A 10,910-nucleotide genomic window follows, 5' to 3' on the forward strand; every position below is an offset into this window, starting at 1 on the left:
CCATGACACCACCCGCACATCACGGTGGGCAGGGTCCAAAGACCCTGCCGCCGTCGGCCGTTCGGCTGAACAGCGGGTCCCGGCGGGTCGTGAGTGAGAAACAGTGTTCTAACCCTGTTTCTCACTCACGAGAACGGCACCGCGTCCGGCGCGCAGGTCGTGCCCTCGGCCGGGGCGCTCAGGTCGGTCAGGTACTTCACCACGGCCGCCGAGGCGCACGCGCTCGGGGCGTCCAGTGACGTGTGGCCGTACCCGTCGACGACCAGCACCCGGCCGTCGCCCAGTTCGGCCGCCGTCGCCTGGGCGTTGTGCAGCGGCGTCGCCGGGTCGAAGCGGTTGTTCAGCACCAGCACCGGGTTCTTCCGCGGCCGGTTCCACGGCCCGGTGTAGCGATCGGGGTCGTGCGCGGGCCAGCCGACGCACTGGGCCATCGAAAACACCGAGCCCAGCCCGAAATACGGCTGACGCGCGCTTTCCCGGGGCGCCAGTGCCGCGTAATCCGCCGCCGAGGACGGGTTGTCGCTGTCGACGCACTGGACGGCCAGGAACCCGGGGGAGTGCGCCGGCACGTACGGGTCGAGCACCGGCGCGGCCGGACCGGAGCCCACCGGCATCGCGGCCAGGGTCTGCGCGAGCCGCTTCCACCGGCCCGACTGGTACAGCGCGCTGTCCACGGTCCTCATCAGCGAGCCGACGCCCGGGCCGCGCGACGCCCGCGCGAAGACCCCGGCGAACTTCGCCTTCGGGTCGCCGCCGGAAAACGCGCACTTCGGCCCGGCCGCGGCGCACACCGCGAAGAACTGGTCCAGCTCCTGCTGCTGCGCCCCGGCGACGTCGGCGCGGACGTCGACCGGCTGCTTCTCCTGGCCGGGCTTGCCGGTGGCGTTCGCGACCAGGTCGAGCGTGCCGTCGAGGGTCATCGCGCGGACCTTGTCCGGGAACAGGTTCGCGTACGTGCCGCCCAGGTAGGTGCCGTAGGAGTAGCCGTAGAAGTTCAGCGTGGGGTCGCCGACGGCCTGGCGCAGCAGGTCCAGGTCGCGTGCCACGTTCGCCGTCGACAGGTGGCTCAGCAGCGCACCCGACCCGGCCGCGCACGCCTTGCCCGGGGCCGCGCTCGCCGCGAAGAACGCGTCCGGCTGCCGCAGCGGCGAACCCGGCCCCGGCGCGTGGTCGGCGCCGGGACAGCTGATCGGCGCGGACCCGCCGATCCCGCGCGGGTCGAAGCTCACCAGGTCGAAGCGGGCGCGCAGCTCGTCGGGATAGCGGTCGGCGAACCGCGTCAGCTCGCCGACGCCGTCCGTGCCCGGGCCGCCGAAGTTGAAGAACAGCGAGCCGAGCCGCCGGCCGGGGTCGCTCGCCGGCAGCCGGATCACCGAGAGCGTGATGGCGGTGCCCTTCGGCTCGCGGTAGCTCAGCGGGACGGACGCGGCCGCGCACTGGAACTTCCCGTGACACGGCGTCCAGCTCAGCGCCGGCACGGCGGCACCGTTCGTGCCCAGCGCGGGCGGGGCCGGCGGGCTTTCGGACCGCGTCGCCGGGGGAGGGGTGGCGGCCTCGGGCGCGCTGCAGGCGGCGAGCAGGAGCAGCAGCGCGGCGAGCAGGGCCTTCACGCGCTCAATTCCGCCAGGACGGCGTCGGTGTAGCGCGGCCACACCTCGGCGGCCCACGGGCCGAACGCGCGGTCGGTCAGCGCGACGCAGGCCGCGCCCGCGTCCGGGTCGACCCAGAGGAACGTGCCGGACTGGCCGAAGTGCCCGAAGGTGCGCGGCGAGCTGGCCGAGCCGGTCCAGTGCGGGCTCTTGTGGTCGCGGATCTCGAAGCCGAGGCCCCAGTCGTTGGGCTTCTGGTGCCCGAACCCGGGCAGCACGCCGGACAGGCCGGGGAAGACGACGTTCGTGGCCTCGGCCACGGTCGCGGGGTCGAGCAGCTTGGGGGCCTGCAGCTCGGCGGCGAAGGCCACCAGGTCGTCCACAGTGGACTCCGCGCCGGAGGCGGGCGAACCCGTCAAGGTGGTCGAAGTCATGCCGAGCGGGGCGAACAGCGCTTCGGCCTGGTACTGGGCGAAGGGGATGCCGGAGTGCTCGGCCAGCGCGTCGGCCAGCTGCTCGAACCCGGCGTTGGAGTAGAGCCGCCGCGTGCCGGGCGCGGCCATGGCCTTGTGCGCGTCGAAGGCGAGGCCCGAGGTGTGGGCGAGCAGGTGCCGCACGGTCGAGCCCTCGGGGCCGGCCGGCGTGTCCAGCTCGACGACGCCCTCTTCGACCGCGATGAGCGCGGCGTAGGCGGTCAGCGGCTTGCTGACCGAGGCCAGCCGGAACGTCCGCGCGGTGTCGCCGTGGCGGCCCACGACAGTCCCGCCGGCGGACACCACGGCCGTCGCGGCGTTGTCCACCGGCCACTCGTCGATCAGGCGCACGCTCTCCATGCGTCCACCCTACGAAACGCCACGAAGGCCTCCGCACCGGTGTCGGGGACCGGTGCGAAGGCCTTCGCGTGGTGTTACTCAGGCGTCGAGGTCGGTGGCGACCAGCTGGGCGACCGCTTCCACGGCCTCCTCGGCGCCTTCGCCCTCGGCGCTGATGACGACCTCGTCGCCGTACCCGGCGGCGAGGGTCATCAGGTTGAGCACGCTGCCGGCGGCCACCGGGCTCCCGCCGGCCTTGGCGATCTGCACCGCGACGGGTTGCGCCGCGGCCGCCTTCGCCACCAGCGCGGCCGGCCTGGCGTGCAGGCCCACCTTGCTCGCCACGGCGACGCGTTTCTCCGGCATGTTCTCGTCCTCTTCCTGAAGGGGTTCTACGTCGGTCGGGATGTTACGCGGCGGCCGTGCGGTCGAGGTCGGCCTCGATCGAGTCGTCCTCACGGCCCGGCGTGCGCAGGTTCCACTTGGTGATCGCGAAGCGGAACACGAAGTAGTAGATCACCGCGTAGACGAGGCCGATCGGGATCAGCAGCCACGGCTTCTGCGCGGCCGGGGCCCCGAAGTTGAGCAGGTAGTCGATCGCGCCGGCCGAGAAGTTGAAGCTCTGGTGGATGCCCAGCGCGTTGCAGATCGCCAGCGAGGTGCCGGTCATGATCGCGTGGAAGAGGTACAGCGGCCACGCGACGAACATGAACGAGAACTCGATCGGCTCGGTGACACCGGTCAGGAACGAGGTCAGCGCGCCGGCGATCATCACACCGCCGACGACCTTCTTCTGCGCCGGGCGGGCCGTCTGCCAGATGGCGAGGGCGGCCGCGGGGAGCGCGAACATGAAGATCGGGAAGAAGCCGGTGGTGAACGCACCCGCCGACAGCTTGCCCGCGACGAAGTTGTTGATGTCACCGCCGTCGAAGATGAACCAGACCGGGACGTTCAGCAGCTGGTGCAGACCGACCGGGATGAGCAGGCGGTTCAGTGCGCCGTAGATGCCGCCACCGACGATCGGGGACGAGGTGACCGCGTCACCGGCGGCCTGGATGCCCTGGTCGACCCAGTGGAAGACGAGGCCGAAGATCACGCCGAGGATCACCATGACGAGCGCGGTGATGATCGGGACGAACCGGCGGCCACCGAAGAACGCCAGGTAGGCGGGCAGCTTGATGCGATGGTACTTCTGCCACAGCAACGCGGCCACGATGCCGACCACGACACCCGCGAGCACGGAGTACGGCCACTTGATCGGCGCGAGCTCGGTCGCGCCCGCCTTGTAGCCGGGCAGGTCGGTCAGCGGAGCGAACACCTGGATGACGGCACTGAAGACGAAGAAGCCGACGACCGCCGCGACGGCGGTCGAGCCGTCGCCCTTCTTGGCGAAGCCGACCGCGATGCCGACCGCGAACAGCAGCGGCAGCCAGTTGAACAGCGTGCCGCCCGCGGCGCCCAGCACCGAGGCGACCTTGTTCCAGCCGAGGCCGTCCTTGCCGAGCATGTCGTCCTGTCCGAACCGCAACAGGATGCCCGCCGCCGGGAGCACGGCGATGGGGAGCATGAGGCTACGGCCGAAGCGCTGAAGACCGGCGAGACCGCTGCCGCTCTTCTTCGCCCCCTCCGCGGTGGTGGAGCTCATCTGGATCCTCCATAGTGGGGTGGTTGACCGGGTTCCGGGGTGTTCCGGTCCAACTGCATGGTCACCTGGTAATGATCTCCCCGGTACCAGGACGTGATGTCTTCGATCGGGTCGCCGTTGGCGCTGGAGACCCGGCGGAACACGAGCAGGGGACTGCCGGCACGCATGCCGAGCAGCCGGGCCGTCTCGCGGTCCGCGCCTTCGGCCCAGACCGTCTGCCACGCCTGGTCGGGACGCACGTCGTACGTCTCGGCCAGCTGCGCGTAGATGGACTGGGTCAGGTCGAGCTCGAGCAGGCCGGGAGCCCGGCCCGCGTGGTACCAGCCGCGTTCGACGGCCAGGGGCACGCCGTCGGCGTGGCGCAACCGCACGAGGTGGTGTGCGGGGGTGCCCTCGGACAGCCCGAGGGCGTGCGCCGAGGCGGTCGGCGGGACCTCGGTGGCCGCCGAGACCACCTCGGTCGTCGGCGTCAGCCCCCGCCTCCGCATGTCGTCGGTGAACGACATGAGGTAGAGCTGCAGCTCCATCCGCCGGGCCGCGGTGAACGTGCCCTTGCCGCGGACGCGGGCGAGCAGACCTTCCTCGACGAGCTTGCCGATCGCCGATCTGACCGTGAGCCGCGACACGCCGTAGCGCTGGGCCAACTCACGTTCCGACGGGATCGGCGCACCCGGCGGGAGTTCCCGTTCCACCGTGCGGCGGAGGATCTCCCGCAGCTGGGCGTGCTTGGGCGTGGGCCCGTTGACGACCCGGTCGGGTGGCGGGACGTGCGCTGCCGCGCTCATCGGCGTCACCCTCCTCGTTCTCGCGTCACCGGGGGACCGGTGCTCGCGTCCGGCCCGGAACATTGGTACGTTCCGGTCTAGACCAATGATCTGATGGGGCAGGATGCTCCGCCGCGCGGACGGGTGTCAACCACCGTTATCCGTTCGTGGCCCGCGGCGGGGTGCATGCCGACGAACGGCGTAGTACAGGTGGACACGCGGTGCGCGTCAGGTTGGGAACAAACAGTGATCAAGGAGACCGCGATGGCGGATGACAGGCCCGAAAAGATCCTCGCCGCACTCGGCGGCACGGAGAACCTCACCGAGATCGAGGGCTGCATCACGCGGCTGCGCTGCGAGGTCGAGGACATGAGCCTCGTCGACGAAGCGGCGCTGAAGAAGGCCGGTGCGATGGGCGTGGTCAAGATGGGGTCGTCGGCGCTGCAGGTGATCGTCGGGCCGGAGGCGGACACGATCGCCAGCGACATCGAGGACCTGCTGTGAGCCTGGAGATCCTCAGTCCGGTCGCCGGGCGGGTGGTGCCGATCACCGAGGTCCCCGACCCGGTGTTCGCCGAGGCCATGGTGGGTCCGGGCGTCGCGGTGCAGCCGTCGGGCGGCCGGACGGACGCGGTCGCGCCGGTCGACGGCACGGTCGCGACGCTGCACCCGCATGCCTACGTCGTCGCGACCGAGGACGGCAAGGCCGTGCTGGTGCACCTGGGCATCGACACGGTCAAGGAGAAGGGTGAGGGCTTCACACTGCACGTCGTCAAGGGCGAGCAGGTGCGGGCCGGCCAGCCGATCGTCAGCTGGGACCCGGAGGCGGTGACCGCGGCGGGCTACTCGGCGATCGTCCCGGTGGTCGCGCTGGACGCCTCGGCAGACGTGCTGTCCGGTTTGGACGCCGAGCGGGACGTCGCCGCCGGCGAGAAGCTCTTCGGCTGGGACGCCTGAGGTCTTCCTGTCACACGAAGGGCCCTTGGGGACGACTGTCCACAAGGGCCCTTCGCGTGTTCCCGGCCCGTCAGCCGGTCACGACCTTGCCGTTTTCGACCTTGACCGGCACCGACGGCAGCGGCTTGTTCGCCGGGCCCTGCTTGACCTCCCCGGTGAGCGCGTTGAAGACCGAGCCGTGGCACGGGCAGACGAGGTCGGCGCCCTTCGGGGCGACCGTGCAGCCCTGGTGGGTGCAGATCGCGCTGAACGCGGCGCAGGCGGATTCGGACGTCCGGGCGACGATCACGTCGGAACCGTCCGGCGCCTTCGCGGCCTTCGCCTCCCCGACCGGGACGTCGGCGAGGGCGACCAGCGGCGTGCCGGCGGCGATCGGTGCCTGCGCGGTGCCCGACTTGGCGTCGTCCGAGGAACCGCAGGCGGTGAGCGCGACGGCGCCGACGGCGACACCGGCGACGGCGGCACCGGTGGTGAGGACGGTGCGGCGGGAGTGGGTTTCGGCAGTCATGCCCCTCTAAACGAGATCGACACCGCATCGGTTCAATTCGCGGTGAACCGGATCGGCCCCTGTTCCGTGTATGTAGCCGAGTGGGTGTGGAGTGGAGGATCGATCATGGTGAGTTGGGTTCTGCGCATCGTCGTGGCGGCCGCGCTGCTGGGTTCGGCGGGCGTGCACTACTTCCTGTGGACCGAGGACTACCCGGGCATCGTCGGGCCGTTGTTCCTGCTCGACGCGATCGGCGGCCTGGTCCTCGCGATCGCGGTGCTGGCCTGGCGGCACTGGCTGCCGGCGCTGGGCGCGGTCGGGTTCGGCGTGCTGACGCTCGGCGCGTACGTGCTGGCCGCGACCGTCGGGTTCGCCGGGAACCACGACCAGTTCAACAGCCAGCCGGAGTACTGGGGCGTCATCACCGAGGCGGTCTGCATCGTCGGCGGCCTGGCCCTGATGTTCGTGAAGGACCGGCGCCGAGTCGCGGCCTGAGTTCGTGGGGGAAGTCGCCGAAGACGCGCTGATGCGCGCCTTGCACGAGGAACACGCGGGCGCGCTGTGGTCGTACGCGCTCCACCTGACCTCCGGCGACCGGATCCGGGCCGAGGACGTCGTCCAGGAGACGCTGCTGCGGGCCTGGCGGTCGACGGCGGTGCTGGACCAGTCGCAGGGTTCGGCGCGGGCGTGGCTGTTCACGGTGGCGCGGCGCATCGCGATCGACGGCTGGCGCTCGGCGTCGGCCCGGTCGGAGGTGATGACCGACCGGCCACCGGAGCGGGCGGTCGGCGACGGGACCGACCGCGCGGTGCAGGGCTGGCTGGTCGCCGAGGCGCTGGCCGAGCTGTCGGAACGGCACCGCGAGGTGCTCGTGCTGTGTTACTTCCAGGGCTATTCCGTAGCGGACGCGGCCACCACGCTGGGTGTGGCCGAGGGGACGGTCAAGTCCCGCACGCACTACGCGTTGCGCGCGCTGCGCCTGGTGCTCGAGGAGAGGGGGGTGACCCAGTGAGCGAGGACCCGTTCGCGACGTTCGACGCGGCCTACGTGCTCGGGGCGCTTTCCCCCGAGGACCGCCAGCGCTTCGAGCAGCACCTGCGGACGTGCGACCGGTGCGCGTCCTCGGTCCGCGACCTGGCGGGGCTGCCGGGTCTGCTGGCCAGGGTGGACGCGCCGGCGCCGGCCTTGCTGCCGGACGCGGGCCCGCCCCCGCCGGACCTGCTGCCGGCGGTGCTGCGCCGCGTCCGCCGGGGCCGCCGGATCCGGCTGGCGGTGACGTCGGTGTCGGCCGCGCTGGCGGTGTCGTCGTGCGTGGCGCTGGCGGTGGTGGCCTCAGTGCCTTCGCCCGCGCCACCGCCTTACTCCGCGATGACGGCGCTGGGCGAGTTCCCGGTCCGCGCCGACGCCAGCCTGGCGGCCTTCGACTGGGGAACCCAGGTCGACATGTCGTGCAGCTACACGGGCGAGCGCAGCAGCGGCGAGTACATCCTGGTGGCGATCTCCCGCTCGGGGGCCGAGACCCAGCTGGCGACGTGGAAGGCGGTTCCGGACAACACGGCCCGCATCGTGATCGGCACGGCCCTGAAGCGCACCGACCTGGCGGCGCTGGAGGTACGCGGAGGCAGCGGCCGAGCCCTCCTCCGGCTGACCCTCTGACGGGACTCTCTGACGGGACTTCGCGAAGGGGTGGTGGCTCGTCCGGGCCGCAGGGGGTCCCGGACGAGCCACCTGACTTCCCTCCCCCGCCCGCCCCGCGACTCGCCCGCTCCCGCCCCTCCCGCTTCGCTACACGACCCCGCCCCGCCCGCCAGCCCCGGCTTGGCCACGCGCCCCGACTCCCGGCACACGCCCGGCCCCAGGCGCGCGAACCGACCTCCAGTCACGCGTGTCGACCCTGCAATCACGCGTGTCGCCCCTCTGATCACGCGTGTCGACTGTCCAAGCACGCGAGTCGTCCGCCCAGGTACGCGTGTCGTCCATCTGGGTACGCGTGTCGTCTGCCCAGGCACGCGTGTCGTCCGCCTAGGCACGCGATTTGTCCGCCCAAGGACGTGAGCCGACCGCCCCGGCACGTGAGCCGACCCTCCGATCACGCGAGCCGCGCCTCCACCCACCCGAACCCGCCCTCGCGGCACGCGTCCCCAGGCCCCAAAACACGCGCTCCCGAGCCCCCAGCCGTCCCCCACAGGAGTGAAACCCGGCCCGGAACGTAGCGAACGGACCGTTCGCGACGCCCGCCATTTGCCCAGCTCAACCCGCCCGCCGCACCCTGGACCCATGCCCCCGACGATCTTCGTCCTCACCACCGCGGCGGCCGCCGGAGCCGTCACCGCGCCACCGGCCGCGCGGCTGCTCCGTCGCGCCACCGCCCCCATCCCGATGCCCCTCGCCGCCGTCCTGGCCGCCGCGGGTGCCGCCGTCGTCGCCGCGTGCTGGCGAGCCGGCGGCTGGCCCGTCTGGTGGCTGCCCGTCCCGCTGGTGCTCACCGTCGTCGCCGTTCCGCTCGCCCTCGCCGACCTGCGGCACCTCCGGCTGCCGGACGTGCTCACCCTGCCCGCGTACCCCCTCTTCGGCGCCGCGATCGGGGCTGCCGCGCTGGGCGGCGGCGGCCCGTCGCTCGCCGTACGAGCGGCCCTCGGCGCGCTCCTGTTCGGCGGCGCCCACGTGGTGGTCCGGAGAGCCGCGCCACCCAGCCTCGGCGCCGGTGACGTGAAGCTTTCCGGCAGTCTCGGCGCGGTGCTGGGCGCGGTCGGCTGGGCCGCCCTCGCCGTCGCGGCCGTGCTGGCGGCGCTCGTCAGCCTGGTCGTCGCGATCGTGCGGAACGGCCGTCGCGTGCCCCACGGTCCCGCCCTCCTCGCCGCCACCTGGCTGTGTGCCCTCTTCCCTGGTGCGCCATGACCGGAACACTCTTCGGGCCCGCCCGGCCCCCGTGACAGGATTGAGCCCATGTTGCGCTGGATCACCGCAGGTGAATCGCACGGACCCGCGCTGGCCGCCGTGCTCGAAGGCATGCCCGCCGGCGTCGGCGTCACCACCGCCGACGTCACCGAGCAGCTCGCCCGGCGCCGCCTCGGCTTCGGGCGCAGCCCGCGGATGGGCTTCGAGACCGACCACATCGACTTCCTCGGCGGCGTCCGCCACGGCCTCACCCAGGGCGGCCCGGTCGCGATCCAGATCGAGAACGCCGAGTGGCCCAAGTGGGAGCAGGTCATGGCGGCCGACCCGGTCGACCCGCAGATCCTCGACGGCCTCGCACGCAACGAACCGCTCACCCGGCCCCGCCCGGGCCACGCCGACCTGCCCGGCATGCAGAAGTACGGCTTCGACGAGGCGCGTCCCGTCCTCGAGCGGGCCAGCGCGCGCGAAACCGCGTCGCGGACCGCGCTCGGCACCGTCGCGCGGAACTTCCTGAAGCAGCTGCTCGGCGTCGAGATCCTCAGCCACGTCGTCTCGATCGGGGAGGCCGACGCTCCCCAGGGGCCCCTCCCGAAGCCGGAGGACCTCGCCGCCATCGACGAGAGCCCGGTGCGCGCCTTCGGCCAGGAGGGCACCGACGCGATGGTCGCCGAGGTCGACGCCGTGCGGAAGGCGGGCGACACCGTCGGCGGCGTGATCGAGGTCATCGCCTACGGCCTCCCGCCGGGCCTCGGCTCCCACGTCCACTGGGACCGCCGGCTCGACGCCCGGCTCGCCGGCGCGCTGATGGGCGTCCAGGCGATGAAGGGCGTCGAGGTCGGTGACGGCTTCACCACCGCCCGCCGCTGGGGCAGCCAGGCGCACGACGAGATCGACCGCGGCACCGGCCCGGTCGGCGTCACCCGCCGGTCCAACCGCGCGGGCGGGCTCGAAGGCGGCATCACCAACGGCGAACCGCTGCGGGTGCGCGTCGCGATGAAGCCGATCTCGACCGTCCCCAAAGCACTGTCCACAGTGGACGTCAAGACCGGCGAACCCGCCGTCGCCATCCACCAGCGGTCCGACGTCTGCGCGGTGCCGCGCGCCGGCGTCGTGCTCGAATCGGTCGTGGCGCTCATCCTCGCCGACGCCGCGCTCGAGAAGTTCGGCGGCGACTCCCTCGTCGAAAGCAAGCGCAACGCCGAGGCGTACCTGAAGGCCCTCGAGGAGCGCTGGTGAGCCCTCGCGCGGTGGTCGTCGGCCCGCCCGGCTCGGGCAAGAGCACGGTCGGCCCGCTGCTGGCGGCCGCGCTCGGCGTCGAGTTCCGCGACAGCGACGACGACATCGTCGCGCTCACCGGGCGCAGCATCTCCGACATCTTCGCGGAAGACGGCGAAGCCGCTTTCCGCGCGCTGGAAGAGGAAGCGGTCGCCACGGGCTTGGCGGAGCACGACGGCGTGCTCTCCCTCGGCGGCGGCGCCCCGCTCACCCCGGGCACCCGGGCGCGGCTGGCCGAGCACACCGTCGTGTTCCTCAACGTCGGCCTCGCCGCCGGGGTGCAGCGCACCGGACTGTCGTCGGCGCGGCCGCTGCTGGCCGGGGTGAACCCCCGCGCCACGTTCAAGAAACTGCTCGACGAGCGGGTGCCCGTCTACCGCGAGGTCGCCACCGTCGAGGTCGTGACCGACGACCGGACGCCCGCCGACATCGTCGCGGGCCTGGCGGCCGAGCTCGCCGTCCCCGCCGAAGCCAAGGAGTGAGT

At 72.4% G+C, this 10,910-nt stretch carries 14 protein-coding genes; 8 read left to right on the forward strand and 6 right to left on the reverse strand.

All coding sequences use genetic code 11. From position 1 onward, the window contains the following. Positions 1-125: 125 nt before the first annotated feature. The 5 genes from ACZ7OU_RS20895 to ACZ7OU_RS20915 all read right to left on the reverse strand — a co-directional run bounded on the left by ACZ7OU_RS20895 (position 126) and on the right by ACZ7OU_RS20915 (position 4,831). Complete coding sequence (locus tag ACZ7OU_RS20895) at positions 126-1,610, reverse strand: alpha/beta hydrolase (protein WP_470238413.1); 1,485 nt, start codon at positions 1,608-1,610, stop codon at positions 126-128. Continuing rightward, the gene (locus tag ACZ7OU_RS20900) at positions 1,607-2,422 is read right to left on the reverse strand and encodes a serine hydrolase domain-containing protein (RefSeq protein ID WP_470238412.1); all 816 of its coding nucleotides are present in this window, start codon (positions 2,420-2,422) and stop codon (positions 1,607-1,609) included. Before ACZ7OU_RS20900 ends, ACZ7OU_RS20895 begins: the two co-directional genes overlap by 4 nt. A gap of 78 nt (positions 2,423-2,500) precedes the next feature. Beyond that, complete coding sequence (locus ACZ7OU_RS20905) at positions 2,501-2,767, reverse strand: HPr family phosphocarrier protein (protein ID WP_013224593.1); 267 nt, start codon at positions 2,765-2,767, stop codon at positions 2,501-2,503. A 43-nt stretch (positions 2,768-2,810) separates the two neighbouring features. Next, a complete protein-coding gene (locus tag ACZ7OU_RS20910; RefSeq protein ID WP_470238411.1) occupies positions 2,811-4,046 on the reverse strand; it encodes a PTS transporter subunit EIIC in 1,236 nt (411 codons plus the stop codon). Further along, a complete protein-coding gene (locus tag ACZ7OU_RS20915) occupies positions 4,043-4,831 on the reverse strand; it encodes a GntR family transcriptional regulator (protein WP_470256303.1) in 789 nt (262 codons plus the stop codon). The genes ACZ7OU_RS20910 and ACZ7OU_RS20915 overlap by 4 nt, the downstream gene beginning before the upstream one ends. 243 nt (positions 4,832-5,074) lie before the next feature. Here ACZ7OU_RS20915 and ACZ7OU_RS20920 point away from each other — a divergent pair, with 243 nt between their 5' ends. Beyond that, entirely contained in the window at positions 5,075-5,314 is a 240-nt protein-coding gene (locus ACZ7OU_RS20920) for a PTS sugar transporter subunit IIB (protein ID WP_167379806.1), read from the forward strand. Further along, positions 5,311-5,766, forward strand: a complete 456-nt coding sequence (locus ACZ7OU_RS20925) for a PTS sugar transporter subunit IIA (RefSeq protein WP_470238410.1) — start codon at positions 5,311-5,313, stop codon at positions 5,764-5,766. Before ACZ7OU_RS20920 ends, ACZ7OU_RS20925 begins: the two co-directional genes overlap by 4 nt. A 70-nt stretch (positions 5,767-5,836) precedes the next feature. Here the strand turns inward: ACZ7OU_RS20925 and ACZ7OU_RS20930 are convergent, their stop codons facing one another. Continuing rightward, positions 5,837-6,274, reverse strand: coding sequence for a QcrA and Rieske domain-containing protein (locus tag ACZ7OU_RS20930; protein WP_470256304.1), 438 nt, complete (start codon positions 6,272-6,274; stop codon positions 5,837-5,839). Between the two features lie 105 nt (positions 6,275-6,379). Between ACZ7OU_RS20930 and ACZ7OU_RS20935 the strand changes: the two genes are divergently transcribed. The 6 genes from ACZ7OU_RS20935 to ACZ7OU_RS20960 all read left to right on the forward strand — a co-directional run bounded on the left by ACZ7OU_RS20935 (position 6,380) and on the right by ACZ7OU_RS20960 (position 10,908). After that, complete coding sequence (locus ACZ7OU_RS20935; protein WP_257919254.1) at positions 6,380-6,748, forward strand: hypothetical protein; 369 nt, start codon at positions 6,380-6,382, stop codon at positions 6,746-6,748. A gap of 4 nt (positions 6,749-6,752) precedes the next feature. Then, positions 6,753-7,265, forward strand: a complete 513-nt coding sequence (locus ACZ7OU_RS20940; protein ID WP_470238408.1) for a sigma-70 family RNA polymerase sigma factor — start codon at positions 6,753-6,755, stop codon at positions 7,263-7,265. Continuing rightward, the gene (locus tag ACZ7OU_RS20945; RefSeq protein ID WP_470256305.1) at positions 7,262-7,909 is read left to right on the forward strand and encodes an anti-sigma factor family protein; all 648 of its coding nucleotides are present in this window, start codon (positions 7,262-7,264) and stop codon (positions 7,907-7,909) included. The genes ACZ7OU_RS20940 and ACZ7OU_RS20945 overlap by 4 nt, the downstream gene beginning before the upstream one ends. 621 nt (positions 7,910-8,530) lie before the next feature. Further along, entirely contained in the window at positions 8,531-9,151 is a 621-nt protein-coding gene (locus tag ACZ7OU_RS20950) for a prepilin peptidase (RefSeq protein ID WP_470256306.1), read from the forward strand. Between the two features lie 48 nt (positions 9,152-9,199). Further along, positions 9,200-10,387, forward strand: a complete 1,188-nt coding sequence (gene aroC, locus ACZ7OU_RS20955; RefSeq protein WP_470256307.1) for a chorismate synthase — start codon at positions 9,200-9,202, stop codon at positions 10,385-10,387. Next, entirely contained in the window at positions 10,381-10,908 is a 528-nt protein-coding gene (locus ACZ7OU_RS20960) for a shikimate kinase (protein WP_470257635.1), read from the forward strand. Before aroC ends, ACZ7OU_RS20960 begins: the two co-directional genes overlap by 7 nt. Positions 10,909-10,910: the final 2 nt, after the last annotated feature.

The sequence above is a fragment of the Amycolatopsis sp. NPDC114505 genome, assembly GCF_055633615.1.